General features: G+C 48.8%; 15 protein-coding genes. 6 read left to right on the forward strand and 9 right to left on the reverse strand.

All coding sequences use genetic code 11. The features are described 5' to 3' along the window. Nucleotides 1-2: 2 nt before the first annotated feature. The 7 genes from hscA to trmJ all read right to left on the reverse strand — a co-directional run bounded on the left by hscA (nt 3) and on the right by trmJ (nt 5936). On the reverse strand, nt 3-1865 hold the full coding sequence (hscA, locus tag MHM94_RS08590; RefSeq protein WP_235419271.1) for a Fe-S protein assembly chaperone HscA: 1863 nt from the start codon (nt 1863-1865) through the stop codon (nt 3-5). A gap of 30 nt (nt 1866-1895) precedes the next feature. Beyond that, a complete protein-coding gene (hscB, locus tag MHM94_RS08595; RefSeq protein WP_022943776.1) occupies nt 1896-2420 on the reverse strand; it encodes a co-chaperone HscB in 525 nt (174 codons plus the stop codon). A gap of 88 nt (nt 2421-2508) precedes the next feature. Continuing rightward, a complete protein-coding gene (gene iscA, locus MHM94_RS08600) occupies nt 2509-2832 on the reverse strand; it encodes an iron-sulfur cluster assembly protein IscA (RefSeq protein ID WP_022943775.1) in 324 nt (107 codons plus the stop codon). Nucleotides 2833-2843: 11 nt separating this feature from the next. Continuing rightward, the gene (iscU, locus tag MHM94_RS08605; RefSeq protein ID WP_022943774.1) at nt 2844-3227 is read right to left on the reverse strand and encodes a Fe-S cluster assembly scaffold IscU; all 384 of its coding nucleotides are present in this window, start codon (nt 3225-3227) and stop codon (nt 2844-2846) included. Nucleotides 3228-3262: 35 nt separating this feature from the next. Then, complete coding sequence (locus MHM94_RS08610; protein WP_045980587.1) at nt 3263-4480, reverse strand: IscS subfamily cysteine desulfurase; 1218 nt, start codon at nt 4478-4480, stop codon at nt 3263-3265. 30 nt (nt 4481-4510) lie between these two features. Next, nucleotides 4511-5002 carry a Fe-S cluster assembly transcriptional regulator IscR gene (gene iscR / locus MHM94_RS08615; protein WP_022945495.1) on the reverse strand — a complete coding sequence of 164 codons (492 nt, stop codon included), beginning with the start codon at nt 5000-5002 and terminating at the stop codon, nt 4511-4513. A 202-nt stretch (nt 5003-5204) separates the two neighbouring features. Continuing rightward, nucleotides 5205-5936: a tRNA (cytosine(32)/uridine(32)-2'-O)-methyltransferase TrmJ gene (trmJ, locus tag MHM94_RS08620; RefSeq protein ID WP_022945496.1), complete on the reverse strand. Its 732-nt coding sequence runs from the start codon at nt 5934-5936 to the stop codon at nt 5205-5207. Between the two features lie 206 nt (nt 5937-6142). Between trmJ and suhB the strand changes: the two genes are divergently transcribed. After that, nucleotides 6143-6946 carry an inositol-1-monophosphatase gene (gene suhB / locus MHM94_RS08625; RefSeq protein ID WP_022945497.1) on the forward strand — a complete coding sequence of 268 codons (804 nt, stop codon included), beginning with the start codon at nt 6143-6145 and terminating at the stop codon, nt 6944-6946. A 74-nt stretch (nt 6947-7020) separates the two neighbouring features. Here the strand turns inward: suhB and MHM94_RS08630 are convergent, their stop codons facing one another. Together MHM94_RS08630 and MHM94_RS08635 are read right to left on the reverse strand one after the other, a co-directional pair. Continuing rightward, nucleotides 7021-9114, reverse strand: coding sequence for a TonB-dependent receptor (locus MHM94_RS08630; protein WP_235419270.1), 2094 nt, complete (start codon nt 9112-9114; stop codon nt 7021-7023). A gap of 82 nt (nt 9115-9196) precedes the next feature. Beyond that, on the reverse strand, nt 9197-9862 hold the full coding sequence (locus MHM94_RS08635) for a tRNA-uridine aminocarboxypropyltransferase (RefSeq protein ID WP_151173216.1): 666 nt from the start codon (nt 9860-9862) through the stop codon (nt 9197-9199). Between the two features lie 57 nt (nt 9863-9919). Between MHM94_RS08635 and MHM94_RS08640 the strand changes: the two genes are divergently transcribed. From MHM94_RS08640 to MHM94_RS08660, 5 genes are all read left to right on the forward strand, one after another. Continuing rightward, on the forward strand, nt 9920-10462 hold the full coding sequence (locus tag MHM94_RS08640) for a GNAT family N-acetyltransferase (RefSeq protein WP_235419269.1): 543 nt from the start codon (nt 9920-9922) through the stop codon (nt 10460-10462). A gap of 108 nt (nt 10463-10570) precedes the next feature. Continuing rightward, the gene (locus MHM94_RS08645; RefSeq protein WP_235419268.1) at nt 10571-11866 is read left to right on the forward strand and encodes a hypothetical protein; all 1296 of its coding nucleotides are present in this window, start codon (nt 10571-10573) and stop codon (nt 11864-11866) included. Next, nucleotides 11866-12360 carry a hypothetical protein gene (locus tag MHM94_RS08650; protein WP_235419267.1) on the forward strand — a complete coding sequence of 165 codons (495 nt, stop codon included), beginning with the start codon at nt 11866-11868 and terminating at the stop codon, nt 12358-12360. Before MHM94_RS08645 ends, MHM94_RS08650 begins: the two co-directional genes overlap by 1 nt. Nucleotides 12361-12368: 8 nt before the next feature. Beyond that, nucleotides 12369-14372, forward strand: coding sequence for a GMC family oxidoreductase (locus MHM94_RS08655; RefSeq protein WP_235419266.1), 2004 nt, complete (start codon nt 12369-12371; stop codon nt 14370-14372). 4 nt (nt 14373-14376) lie between these two features. Next, the gene (locus MHM94_RS08660) at nt 14377-15339 is read left to right on the forward strand and encodes a DUF2608 domain-containing protein (protein WP_235419265.1); all 963 of its coding nucleotides are present in this window, start codon (nt 14377-14379) and stop codon (nt 15337-15339) included. The last annotated feature ends 30 nt before the right edge of the window (nt 15340-15369 follow it).

Here is a 15369-nt window from a genome sequence, read left to right on the forward strand (position 1 = left end):
GCTTATACCTCGTCTACTGACTGGCCCGTAAGAGCCTTTTTAATGGATGCATCCATACGGCGCGCAGCGAACTCGCTGCTGGCCGCATCAACTTTCTCAATTGCTTGTTTAATTTGCTGTGGCTCATCGGCCTGACTGCTAATTTCCGTGAGCTCCGACATGGCTGCTCGCAGCGCATTCAACTCTTGCTCATCAAGCAAGTGACTGTCGGTTGCCAATGAAGCTTCTAGTGCCTCAACAACCCGTAGCGCCTCTACTTGCTGCTCTTTAAGCATCCGCGCTTGCATGTCCTCTTTAGCGTTGCTCATTGACGATGTGAGCATCTCGGCAACTTGGTCATCAGATAGACCATAAGAAGGTTTTACCTGAATCTCTGCTTGTACACCGGTGGACTTTTCCATCGCCGTCACACTGAGTAGGCCATCAGCATCAACATTAAAGGTAACCCGAATGTGCGCTGCACCAGCGGCCATGGGCGGGATTCCTTTTAAGCTGAATTTCGCCAGAGAACGACAATCGTCAACCAGCTCTCGCTCGCCCTGCAAAACATGCAACGACATGGCTGTTTGCCCATCTTTGAACGTGGTGAACTCTTGCGCCCGTGCAACCGGAATTGTGGTATTGCGGGGAATGATTTTCTCCACCAAGCCACCCATGGTTTCTAACCCTAAAGACAGCGGCAACACATCAAGCAATAACATATCAGAGTCAGGCTTATTACCGACTAAAATATCGGCTTGAATCGCGGCGCCGACGGCAACAACGCGATCTGGGTCAATGCTGGTTAATGGCTGTTTGGCAAAAAACTCTGCCACTTGCTCACGCACTACCGGCATTCGAGTCGAGCCACCGACCATCACCACTTCGAGCACTTCTTCGTTGCTGATTTGGGCATCTTTTAACGCCCGGCGACAGCTGCGTAAGGTTTTCTTAACCAGCGGCTGTGCCAGCTCGGCAAACTGTTCGCGGGTCACGGTAACGGTATGAGATTGACCATCAAATTCCAATACCACATTCACTTTACCATAGCTTGTCAGTGCTTCCTTACAGGCTTTGGCTTTATTGATAAATAACCGTAAGGTATTGGCCGTTAATTGCGTAACGCCGGTCTGCTGCTTAAAGTAATCCACCAGCAAAGAATCAAAGTCATCGCCGCCCAAAGCGGAGTCGCCACCGGTTGCCAGCACTTCAAACACGCCTTTGTTTAAGCGCAAAATAGAGATATCGAAGGTACCGCCACCGAGATCATAAACGGCAATCACCCCTTCTTGGCCCGAATCTAAACCGTATGCCACCGCTGCTGCGGTTGGTTCATTCAGTAAGCGCAACACTTTTAGCCCTGCTAATTGGGCCGCATCTTTGGTGCTTTGGCGCTGGGCATCATCAAAATAGGCAGGCACGGTGATCACCGCCCCGGTGATGTCCTCACCGCCGAAGCTTTGCTCGGCGCGGTTACGCAATGCTTTGAGAATCTCACTGGAAGCTTGTACTGGGCTGATATCGCCTTGACGAGTGTGAATATGCAGGCTGTTATTGGTATCAGTGAACTGATACGGCAGCTGGCCGTAACTGGCTTCGATTTCCGCTTGGGTCTTACCTAAGAAGCGCTTAACCGAGATCAGCGTATTATGAGGGTCATCTGCAGCGTGTTGCTGCGCGTCGGTGCCGACGACCACGTCTTGCTCTAAATAACGCACAACAGAGGGTAAAATAGCCTCACCTTGCTCATTAGCTAAGGTTTTTGCCTCGCCGCTTTGCACCGTAGCAACAAGCGAGTTGGTGGTGCCTAAATCAATTCCCACAGCGAGTTTGTGTTCATGTGGTGCCGCGCTTTGCCCCGGCTCAGCGATTTGCAATAATGCCATGTAATCTAAAAAACCTTTTCGTTTAATGCGCTAGTCAAATAACTCATCTTCAATGCGTTCTAGTTCGTCTCGTAACTTGTAGACAAACTTCAGTTTGCGCACGTCATCTGCAGCCTTGTGCCATTGTGCTGAATCGTCGCTCGCTAACAGCGTCGCGAGTTCATTGCTGTATTGCTTATCTAAGGCAGCAATATGCTTTTCAAACTCAGCGATGGCCGCATCCGGGTCGCTGGCTGATTGCAATTCTTCAAGCTCTTCACGCAGCTCCATTTGCTGCATCAAAAATTCAGGGTCTTGCAGCGTCTGTTGTTCGCCGCGCAAATCCACCCCAAGCTCAGCCAGCATATACTCTGCGCGCTTTACTGGGTGCTTAAGCGTTTGCAACGCATCATTGATTTCCGCTGTTTTTTGCACGGCGACGAGTTTATCTCGCTCACTGCCACCACTGTGTCTGTCTGGGTGAGCAGCACGTTGCAATTCTAAATAGCGCTCATTAATTAAGGTTAAATCAACCGTAAAGCTGACTGGAATAGAAAATAGTTCAAAATAACGCATTGGTTAAACCCTATAATGAAAAGCCCTACATTGGGTAGGGCTTAAAAACGTGCGATGCACACCGCTTCGGCGTACTCACTGCTGGTTATTAAACAGTGAAGCTCTCGCCGCAGCCACATTCACCACTTTGGTTCGGGTTATTAAACTTAAACCCTTCATTCAACCCTTCTTTGGTGAAGTCCAGTTCAGTGCCATCAATATATACCAGGCTTTTTGCATCAATGATCAGGGTTACGCCCTTGTCTTCGAAGGTTTGATCTCCTTCGCTGAGCTCGTCGACAAACTCTAGCACATAGGCAAGCCCCGAACAGCCGGTGGTTTTGATCCCCACGCGCAAACCTATGCCCTTGCCACGGTTTGCGAGGAAGGATTTAACTCGGTCTGCTGCTGAGTCTGTTAAGGTGATTGCCATATACTGCCGCCTTATTTGTCTTGCTTGCTCTTGTAATCTTTGATTGCTGCTTGGATTGCATCTTCCGCTAGGATTGAACAGTGAATTTTCACTGGTGGTAATTCTAGCTCTGCACTGATATCGGTATTTTTGATAGTCGCCGCTTCATCTAAGGTTTTGCCTTTCACCCATTCGGTGACCAGCGATGATGATGCGATTGCACTACCACAGCCATAGGTTTTGAACTTAGCGTCTTCGATGACACCTGTATCAGATACCTTGATTTGCAGCTTCATAACGTCGCCACACGCAGGTGCGCCGACCATACCGGTTGCAACGCTGGGATCGTTTTTGTCTAGAACGCCCACGTTACGTGGGTTTTCAACATGATCAATTACTTTATCACTGTATGCCATAACTTTTACCTCGCTACCTTGTCATTCGCCAAGGCTTAATGATGTGCCCATTCAACCGATTCTAAATCAATCCCTTCTTGGTGCATCTCCCACAATGGAGACATTTCACGCAAGCGGCCAATGGACTCTTTAATAAGTTTTACGGTGTAATCGATTTCCTCTTCAGTGGTGAAACGACCAATACTGAAGCGAATCGAGCTGTGTGCTAGCTCATCGTTACGACCTAGTGCACGCAGCACGTAAGACGGCTCCAAGCTTGCTGATGTACAGGCTGAGCCAGAAGATACGGCAATGTCTTTCACTGCCATTAACAGCGACTCACCCTCAACAAAGTTGAAGCTAATGTTGGTAATACCAGGAACCGACTGCTCCGGTGCACCGTTAAAATATACTTCGTCCATGTCATTCATAATGCCGTCAATTAAGCGCTGACGCAGGGCACTGATGTGTGCATGGTCTTTATCAAAATCCTGTTTGGCATAACGAAATGCGGCGCCCATACCAACGATTTGATGCGTTGCCAGCGTGCCCGAACGCATACCACGCTCATGACCACCACCGTGCATTTGTGCTTCTAAACGCGCACGTGGCTTACGGCGTACATATAATGCACCAATGCCTTTAGGGCCATATACTTTGTGGCCAGAAAATGACATGAAGTCGACTTTCAACTCTTGTAAGTCAATTTTCACCTTACCGGCGCTTTGAGCGGCATCGACATGGAACATAATTTTACGTTCGCGACACATCTCACCGATGGTGGCGATATCTTGAATGACACCAAGTTCGTTATTTACGTGCATCACGCTCACCAAAATGGTGTCGTCACGCATTGCTGCTTCCAGCTTTTTCAAATCAAGTAGGCCGTTTTCTTCAACGTCCATATACGTCACTTCAAAGCCCTGACGCTCAAGCTCACGACAGGTATCGATCACCGCTTTGTGCTCGGTACGCACGGTAATCACGTGCTTACCTTTTTTCTTATAAAAGTTAGCGGCGCCTTTAATAGCTAGGTTATTCGATTCAGTCGCACCTGAAGTAAATACAATTTCACGGGCATCGGCGTTGATTAAATCGGCAATGTCGTGACGCGCCTGATCGACCGCTTCTTCCGCTTGCCAACCGAAGCGGTGTGAACGCGATGCGGGGTTACCAAAATTACCTTCCATTGTCAGGCATTGCATCATTTCTTCGGCAACGCGCGGGTCCACCGGCGTTGTTGCTGCATAATCTAAATAAATCGGTAACTTCATTACTTTCTCCGCTTACGGCAACCTAGTTGCTTACAGTTGACAGCTGACTTGAATATTTTCTAACTTGCTAATGGCATCATTAAGCTGTTTATCTTGGCGATCGGCCACTTCTTTAATGTCAGATTTGCTGACTAACTCAGATAAACTAATACCATGTAAAAACTCTTCTATGCGCTGACTTAAGTCAGACCACAAAGTGTGGGTCAAACAGCGCATGCCGCTTTGACACCCACCATCAGCGCCATGACAACGAGTGGCATCCACCGACTCATTAACCGCACTGATAACATCGCCGACCGAAATAGCACCGGCTTCTTTACCTAGTAAATAACCGCCGCCTGGACCGCGCACAGAGGTCACTAACCCTTGCTTACGTAGGCGAGCGAATAATTGTTCAAGATAAGATAATGAGATTTCCTGCCGCTGTGAAATATCGGCAAGGGGAACGGGCCCTGCATCGGTGTGCAGCGCAACATCGAGCATCGCGGTAACCGCATATCTGCCTTTGGATGTTAACTTCATATCGCCCCCATACTCTTCAAGAGTGTGAATTTTAATTACCTGAGTATTAGAGTCAAGTATTTACTGGAAGTACTTGAGTAAAATACTCGGGTATTGACTGTCATTGTAATTACCTGAGTAAAATAGTCAAGTATTAACCTGCAGTGTATAGAGGGAGCACGAGCGCCCCTTCATAGTGGCGCTCTAGTGACGTTTCTGAGTATCAGTCTTGGTTGTTTTGCTGTTTATCTACTGAAGTCAGCATACCGCGCAGAATATTGAGCTCTTGTTGCTCTGGGCGGGCACGGTTAAACAAACGTTTTAGTTTTGTCATCACCTGACCAGGGTGCTGTTTGATGATAAATCCGGTGTTGCTAAAGGTACTTTGCAAGTGTTCATAGAAGCGCTGCATTTGTTCGTTGGTGGGGTACTCGTTGTCGTCTTGTTCGACCGCTTGCTCTTGAGTATCTAAAAACTGCATGCGCGTCTCATAACACAGAGTTTGTACCGCCATGGCTAGGTTCAATGAGCTGTAGTCTGGGTTCGCCGGAATACACACATGGAAATTACATAGCTGCAACTCTTCATTGGTTAAGCCGCTGTTTTCACGACCAAAAACCAATGCCACAGGGCTGCTCTCGCCCTCTTTAACAAGTTTTTCACCGCATTGACGAGGATCTACCATCGGCCAGCTCAAAGTGCGAGAACGGGCGCTAGTGCCTATGGCCAATACACAGCCTTCAAGTGCTTGCTCTAGCGTATCGACCACCTGAGCCTGCCCTAAAACATCCGTAGCACCAGCTGCGAGTGCGCTGGCATGACTATCAATTTCACAGGCTGGGTCAACAAGATAAAGGTTACTAAAACCCATGGTTTTCATTGCTCGAGCCGCCGAGCCAATATTACCTGAATGCGAGGTGTTAACCAAAACGATGCGAATGTTCTCAAGTGCCATAGTACGGTGTTTATTCTTTAGTAAATTACAATACGCCGTAGTTTATCATAACCCTAGGTAGAGAGCCGCTGAAAAATTTTTATAAGCAAAACAGCACTGCACAAAAAATCATCAGGTTATTTTTACTCGCGTATTTACTTTAGTTGAAAAACCGCTAGAATACGCCGGCTCGAAATATTGTTCTTTTACAACCCAAAGGTAATGCTATGCATCCGATGTTAAACATTGCGATTCGCGCTGCGCGAAACGCAAGCAAGGTGATTTTGCGCGCCTGTGAAGATTTATCAAAAGTAGAAGCCAGCCAAAAAGGCAGCAATGACTTTGTAACCAGCGTTGATAAAGAGGCGGAAGCCGTTATTCGCGAAACCATCTTAAAATCTTACCCTAACCACAGTATTATAGGGGAAGAGTTAGGCCAACATAATGGCACTGATGCTGACTACCTTTGGGTGATCGATCCCCTCGATGGCACCACTAACTTCATTAAAGATATTCCGCACTTCTGCGTCTCTATTGCCTTAAAGGTAAAAGGCCGTATCGAACAGGCCGTTGTTTATGATCCTATCCGTGGTGAGCTTTTCACTGCAAGTCGAGGTCAAGGCGCGCAACTTAACAGCAAGCGTATTCGTGTTAGTAACGCTAAAGAGCTTTCTGGCACAGTGCTAGCCACAGGCTTCCCATTTAAGCAAAAGCATCACATGGATGCCTACATGGAAGCGTTTAAATCGCTATTTGTATACACTGCCGATATTCGTCGTGCAGGCTCTGCCGCGTTAGATATGGCCTATGTGGCGGCAGGCCGTGTTGATGGCTTCTTTGAGATTGGTTTGAAACCTTGGGATACCGCTGCCGGTCAACTATTGGTAAAAGAAGCCGGTGGTTTGGTGATGGATTTTGCTGGCGGTGCTAACCACGAGAAAAGCGGTAACGTGATCTGCGGTTCACCAAAACTCGCTAAAGCTATTGTAAAAGAGATTCGCCCGGTATTAACAGAGTCATTACTGAAGTAATGTCGTGACCGGCGCTTGAACTATCAAGCATAATAGAAAAAACGCGAGCTTAGGCTCGCGTTTTTTATTGCTCTCTAAAAACCGTAGTTAAAGCTGACGCCTGCAACTCTTGGCTCGGCATATTGCACATAAGTTTGCGCGATGTAACCATTCACTGGGTTATTGCCGAATTTAAAGCCGCGATTGTAGTAGTCTTTATCTAGGGCATTGCGCACCCAGAAGTTCACTCCCCAATATTCGGCTTGGTAGCCAACACTGGCATTAACAAGGTTGTAGCTCGGCGACTTTGAATTATGGCTATTTGAGAAATAGTATTCGTCTTTGCCTTCTACCCCTAAGTTCACGAATAGCGCGTCGGTGATGTCAAAACGGGCGTTCAATGCATACTGATAATGGGGCGCTTGCGCTTGATGGCGGTCACTTTGATCAACGCCCTCAGCGGTAACAAAACCATCGATTTCACTGTCCAGTGCACCGACACTGCCCGTTAAGGTTAAGCGCTTAGAAACAGCATACTCGCCTTCAATTTCAAGGCCGTAGTTTTCGCCGCTGTTGCCGTTATCAAAGTAGCCTGCGAACTGCTGGTCTTCGGTTTTCCAGGCTTTTAGCTGGATATTATCGCGATACATATAAAACGCGGTGATGCGCAAATTAAGGCGCTTATCGGCTGAGCTGCCCTTCACGCCGAACTCAGCATTCCATAAGTACTCTGGGTCGAAAGTGCGATGGTTTAAGAAAAAATCAGCATCTTGGCTTAACCCTTCATCATTGGCCTTGGCGATGGCTTCGGCATTGATACCACCGGCTTTGTAGCCTCGGCTGATACTGGTATAAATCATCGTTCTCGGCACTACTTGATACTCAAGCGCCACTTTTGCACCGACCATGGTGTCGTCCACATTCTCGACGACCGCAGCGGAGTCACTGTATTGGCCCTCATTGCGCTCTACGCGAAGTCCCGTGACCAACCGCGTTTTGTCGCTGATAGGCGTTTCTATTTGCCCATATAAGGCAATATTTTCACTGTCATAGGTCGATGTGAAATCACCGGCATTCCAGGTGTACTGGCGCAATAAGTCAACATCGCGAGATTGGTAATATAGCCCAGTGACCCAATTCCCCGCTTTACCGCTAAGTTGTAGCTCTGCAGTATAATCTTGACGGTCACGTTGATAACTGTCAGTGGAGCTGTAAGCGTAGGGATGCAAGCCCTCTAAACACAACGCTGGCTGCTCGGGGTCATTACACACCCAATCTTCATCGTAACTATACAAAAGGTCAGCGTCTAAACCGGTTAAGTTAAATTGCACGTCGGCAAAGTTAAAGCCACTGTAGATGTTGCTCAGCCCCACAGCTACACTCTCTTGAGTATCTTTACCGGGCTCATCGGCCACACTGATACGGGAATTATCTAAGGTGAACGCATCATAGCCGTTATCAATATCCATATAATGAGCAACGAGCTCCGTACGCCAATGCTCAGTAATTTGCGAGTGCAGCTTTATGCGGGCGACTTGCTCATCAATATTTTGACTGTTGTTATCAAGGTACTGGTTATCAACATAGCCGTCTGACTTATTTTGATAGAAGCTCGCGCGCACACTGCTTTTTTCACCAAACCCGGTGCCTGCAGCAATACCGGCATCCCACGCATTGTAGTTACCCGCACCGAGCTTCACCTTAACACTAGGCTCCAAGGTTGGCTCAGCGCTTTCCATGTGGATCATCCCCGCAAGCGCATCGGCGCCAAAACGCGTGCCTTGTGGGCCTCGATAAATCTCTACTTGGTCAACATCAAACAGCATTGCGGCGCCGCCGAGGCCGGAGTAATTAATACCATCAATCACCACTCCGACCGATGGATTAACAGGGTCAACAAACTGCGAACGCAAGCCGATACCACGAATTTGCACAAACTTACCGCGCGACGCGCCGGCAGTAAAATTCACATTGGCAGCTTGGTTAAGTAGCTCATCTAAATATTTGGCTTCGCGGGAGGCAATATCGGCCTCGGAGAACAAGCTTGCGCTAGCGCTAAGCTCTTGGATTGATTCGCTTTTAAAGTCACCCGTTACAATGATCTTTTCAATATCACTTTCATCAGCATGTGCACTGAGACTCAAACTTTGAGCCACGGCACAGGCCAGCAAACATAGACGTGCATTCATGCGCAGCTTGGCATCCCTAGTGGATTAAAAAAGGAACACCGAGTCTAGCAAAATCAGGCCATTAAATGAATATCTGTGGGGGCTAAAGCTTAGAACGTTTACCTTTAAGATAAGCGTTGCGAAAGTCAATAAAATGCTCGGCGAGCTTGCTTGCAGCTTGGTGCTGTTCAGCTAACTCTAAAACCATAATAGCCACTTCAGCAGTCCCTAACTGATGCTCATGTGGGGCAATACGTAAGCGATAGTCCGACACCTGCTCTGGGGCAATGGATAGCACCGGAAAACCATCTAAATAAGGAGATTTACGCATCATTTTTTTCGCCTCACGCCAAGTGCCGTCAAGGAAAATAAACAAAGGCGTTTTGCCCTCAATAGGCTGTACCTCAGTACAGACTCGTTGTGGTTCAACGCCTTGCTCCGGGAACACCACCCACGGCTGATAACGACTATCTTCTAATAGCGCTAATAATGCAGGGTCTGGATCGGTTCTATCCCAGCGAAAAGCAAAGTTCTGCGGCACGATATCGGCAATGAGCCGACCGGTATTAGAGGGTTTAAAACTCTCGTTATGATACATCAACAAACACACGGCAACATCACAAGGCACCGTTTCAACCCCGGCACAAATACATAATGACTGCGCTAACAAGCAATGTTCACAACGGCTGAGCTTACTGCCTCGGGCTTTGTATTCGCGTTTGGCATCAGCAATTTGCTGCGCACGAAGTTTTAATACAGAATTAGTCACCACATACCTCAGGTCGACGATAGCCGCTTATTGTAAGCGAATTAAGGATGCAAGAACATGGTTAACCTAATCAATAGCGCGCGACTACGCTTTCGCCTTATGGATCTTAGCGACGCCGAGCTATTGTACGAACTAGACCAAGACCCCAAGGTAATGCGCTACATTAATGGCGGAACGCCCACCTCCAGAGCAAGCATCAACGAAGTGTTTGTACCTCGCCTTCGCGCATACCTTAATCCTGCAAAGGGCTGGGGCATTTGGCAAGTCAACCGTATCGCAGATGATGCCTATCTCGGCTGGATACTCGTGCGCCCTTTTGATTTTTTCAGTGACGCACCAAAATGGCACGATATTGAGCTCGGTTGGCGCTTTAAACACTCAGCATGGGGCCAAGGTTATGCCACTGAAGCGGCTCATGCGGTGCTTCATGGTCTTGCTGAACAGCAACCAGAAATACGTTACTTCAGCGCCATCGCGATGGCCGAAAATCTTGGTTCCATCGCCGTCATGAAGCGCCTAGGTATGCGCTTTCAGCGCCAGTATGTGCACCATGATCCACTGGGGGACTGGCCCGTTGTCCACTATCAGTTAGCGGTGTAACCCACTGTAATGTGAAGTCCCAGCGTTTGAATCTACATTGGTTAGTACACCTAACAGGCACTGAGTGCGTGTTAACCGTCATTACCCTATTGATTCAAGGAGCTGAATATGAGGCTACCCCTCATTGCTGTTGCCACTGTTGGCGCACTCAGTACGTTTGCTAACGGCCATGCGCAAACAACGCCCACACAACAGTTAACCCCCCATCTACCCAAAGACATCAGCGTCACCGAGCCAGTCACGTTGCAGTCTTTACAGCATGACTTTGATGTATTTTCTTGGCAGTCCTTTATTGCTCTGAATTGGCCTGCAAATGCGGACGGTCTGCCGGATACCAGCAAAACCATAGGCCAACAAGGCAACGCTGTGGTATGGCAGCACTATAAGGAAAGTCGCGATATATTTTTAGCTAACGGCGCCAAACCGCCCGGCTGGAAAGAGCACAACCCGCCGCCAACTCAGTGCGATGCACCTAATAATGCGTTAGTGCTGTCGCAAGTGGGAAAAACTCCGAATGTGCTTGATGAAAGCGGTGAGCCGTTTCAAACCGGGCCACTGATAGACCAAAATGGCCAGTACACGCGCTTTGAAATTCTCACCAATAAAATGATGTTCGATTACATCGTTGATAACGAACTCTACAACCAGCAAGGGCAACATAAATTCAAAGGCGACGCTGACTTTCCGTCTACCGATAACAGTAAGGATAAAGACGGCGCAATTATGATAAAAGCCGCTTGGAAAGTGATGGGCCCAGGCGATGATCGCAGCCGTTTTTATACCGTAGATGCCTATGTGTATAACAATCCCGACGAAAACCAGGGAGTTCAAGCTGCGTGCCAATTGCAGCGAGTTGGCTTAGTTGGCTTTCATATCGCCACAAAAGTAGAAGGCAACCCACAATGGATTTGGTCTACTTTCGAGCATATTAATAATGCACCCACGCAAGGCCAACCGGCAACTAAGCAGAGCTACAACTATTACCGACCCAACTGTGATGATTGCACTGCGGTGAATACTCCGCCGCCACGCCCGTGGGACCCAAGCACACCCCATACGCAACCCTCGCAGGTTGAACGCGTAATTGCAATTGACGAGGCGACCAACAAGCTGAACCAGAAATATCATGCCCAACTCAAGCACGCCTTTGCCGAAAGCGTTTGGGTGAACTACGAACTAGTGAGCACTCAGTGGCCCACAGACGCTAAAAGTAAAACCGACCCAACCGGCGCCCCAGCCCCCAGCTTTCTTGCCAATACCACCTTGGAAACCTACATACAAGGCGAGGTTAAACAAACGTCATCAAGCTGTATTGGCTGTCACAACAATGCCGCCATGACCAATGGCCGCTTTGCTGATTTCACCTACCTACTACAACGTGCACAAGCCAAAGGAGAAAAGTAATGAGTAAAATGGATAATTTCATCGGCTTGAGTGCCGTTTTAACAGGCTTTGCCGAGAGCAAACTCGCGCCGCAAATCGACCCTATTGATATCAAATCTGAGTACCTGCCGCTGTGGCAAGAAAAGGTTGATGAGCAAAGTAACGGCTTAAGCAGCAAAATTCTCGCCACTTACAGCGACCTAAAAAGCGTTCAACCGCCCTTGTCAGATCAAAAAATTGGTGAGGCCATGCTCAGCGAGCGCAACGGCGCTGACTTCACCATGGCCTGCCGACAACTCATTTACCTTTGGTATATGGGGGCCTGGCCCAGTGTCCCAAAGGACAATAGCCGTACCGACTTCACCATAGTGTCAAGTAAAGCTTACTCTGCAGGGCTGGTGTGGCAGGTCATGCAAGCCCACCCTATGGGCGATTCGAATGAACGCTACGGCTATTGGGCGGAGAAACCCAGCGCCGCATTAAGTGACTTTACCGGCCACAGCAGCGAGCAATAAGGAGTAACATGATGAATAGCAAAACCGAATATGATGTGGTGATTGTCGGCGCAGGAATCGCAGGTGCCATTGTCGCCTACGAGCTTGGCAAAGCAGGTAAAAAGGTACTTATTTTAGAGGCCGGACCTGCCGTGCCCGCTGATCGCTCCAAATATATGGATACTTTTTTTAAAGCTGCCGCAAAAACACCTGAAAGCCCGTACCCACCGGCAACACAGAATGCGGTGGCAAATAGCCTAAACAATCCCCTTGGCTTACCCGATCCCAGTACCGAAAACACACCAAGATACACGGTATTACAAGTGGATGCTTGGCGTAAACCGACACAATGTTACTTTGATTATCCACCGCAAGATGCCAATGTCAGCGGCACGAGTTTGAATGCTAAGTTTGCTTTTGCCAGCTCCTACGAACGCATCGGTGGCGGTACCACATGGCATTGGTTAGGTACCTGCTTGCGCTTGTTACCACAAGATTTTGAGCTTAAAACCTTGTATGGCCAAGGGGTTGATTGGCCCGGTGGTGAGCAGTTTTATCAGGACTTAGTGCCGTTTTATGAAAAAGCGGACCAAGAGATAAACGTCGCTGGCGATAAACAGCGGATGCAACGCCTGTATGAACAGTTTGGCGTCGACCCCAGCGGCACCTACGGCGCTCATTATGATTTCCCCATGCCAGGGATCGTCCCTGCCCTACAAGACAGAGTCTACGAGCATGCCACCTTGGGCATGAAATATGAGGGCAATGAAGTCTATGTAACGCCAACGCCACAGGGACGAAACTCTCGCCCCGGTGAGCGCCGCCAATGCGCCGGCAACACCAACTGCATACCTATTTGCCCTATTCAGGCTAAATATGATGCCACCGTGACCTTGGCTCGAGCATTGCAAACCGGCAACGTTGAGATCCGCTATCAACATGTGGCAAGCAATATCCAGCTCGATAGCACGACCCAACAGGTATGCGCCATTGATTACATTAGCTATACCCATGCTAACGGCATTGCCACAGGTCAGGGCTCGGTCACTGGCAAACGCTTTGTGCTTGCCGCGCACGCTATTGAAACTCCGAAACTACTGCTTATGTCGAATAAAAACCCTGGCTTCGAAAACGGGGTTGCTAACAGCAGCGATCAGGTGGGCCGCAACCTCATGGACCACATTATGTATTTAGGCTGGGGACTAGCGGAGAAGCCAATTTACCCGTATCGCGGTCCACTTTCCACAGGTGGCATTGAATCGCTGCGCGATGGCGACTTTCGTAAACAGCGCTCAGCTTATCGCATCGAGATTGGTAACGAGGGCTGGCAATGGGCTGCTAATGATCCCGGCACGACGCTCGCTGATTTCATATTTGGGCAGAACAATAGTCAGTTGAACGGCAACTCGGTGAATCAACAAGGACAAGAGCTACGCTTAGATGATAACTTACCGGCGAATAGTAAGTTGTTCGGTCAACAACTGGTGCAGACCTTGAATCAGGCCTACACCCGCCAACTGCGTTTAGGTTACCTAATTGAGCAACTCCCCGATGCCAATAACCGAGTCGAGCTATCTTCGACGCTGAAGGACAACCTTGGCTTGCCAAGACCCAAGGTCACCTACCGCTTGGCATCCGATTACGAGCGTAAGGCGTTTGTTTCGGCGAAACAAATTACCACAGAGTTGTTCACCCAATTAGGCGCCACCGAATATACTCAAGACCCCGGCGAGCCCAACCTCAGTAATGCCGAGGATGCCTCGGCGACAAAATTCCAATACCAGGATGACAGTGGCACCTTACATAATTTTAAGTTTTATGGCGCAGGGCATATCGTTGGCACCTATCGCATGGGGGATGACCCAGCGACCTCGGTGCTTAACCACCGCCAACAATCATGGGACCATGCTAACCTGTATATGGTAGGAAGCGGTGTGTTTCCAACCATTGGTACGGGTAACCCCACATTGACGATCGCCGCCTTGGCGTTTCAAGGTGCTGGCCACATACTCGACGATTTAGCAGGAGCTTAATGCCATGCACTTTTTATCTTTGATTTACTATGCCTTACTTACAGGCATCGCCGCCATGACTCTGAGCACCCATGTGTATGCTGAGTCAGCAAAGAGCATTTTAACCACCGATTCGTTTGTTACGTTAGAGCAGCAAGTAATGCAGTGGGGGGAGCCAGAAAACACTCTGGTAGTGATGGATAACGACGATACGCTGACGATGATCGCCTGCGCTGACGACCAATCCCCGAGTAAGTGCCAGTATCTCGGTGGGGCCGCTTGGTATGCGTGGCAAAGTGAGTTAGTCACTGCACAATCAGCTCCGCGTGTCGCCGACACAAGTTTAGAGCTTATTGAAGCCTCAGACCTATTATTTGCGCTTAACACCATGGTTTACACTCGAGATAACGTCCCCGCCATATTGGCACGGTTAAGCAGTCAAGGGGTGAGGCTAATGGTTGAGACGGCACGTGGTAACCAAACGATTTCTGCTACAGAAGACCAGTTTACCGACTTAACACTACCAGATGGCGGCGATTTACTGGGCTTTTTTGCCACCCATGCGCCCAAGTTTGCAGGACTTGCTAGTAAAGCCAGCCCCTACTCTTCGTGTGATAGTGGCAGCAAGCGTCGCATTTCCTATCGCCAAGGAGTGATGTATTTGGCAGGCCAAGATAAAGGCAAAAACCTACTGTGCTTTGTGAACCAGTACAACGACACGCTATCACCCGATAAGCAAATTCGTAATATCGCCTTTATTGATGACACACTGGAGAATGTCGAAAGTATAAACCACGCATTTGCAACTCAAGCACAGTTTAACGTTGCCGCCTACCACTACACGGCGCTGGCGGCGCATAAAGCGGCACTGACCCAAGGGCCAATGGCGAAAAAGCACCAAGCAAAGGCCACCGAACGCTGGTGTAAGGTAATAAAAACCATGACCAAGGAGCTGATAAAACCAAGCTACACCCGCGAGTGCCGCTAATGTATAGGTAGTGATGGTAGCAACCGCGCT

The sequence above is a fragment of the Pseudoalteromonas sp. CNAT2-18.1 genome, from assembly GCF_022347865.1.
GTDB classification, from domain to species: Bacteria; Pseudomonadota; Gammaproteobacteria; order Enterobacterales; family Alteromonadaceae; genus Pseudoalteromonas; species Pseudoalteromonas ruthenica.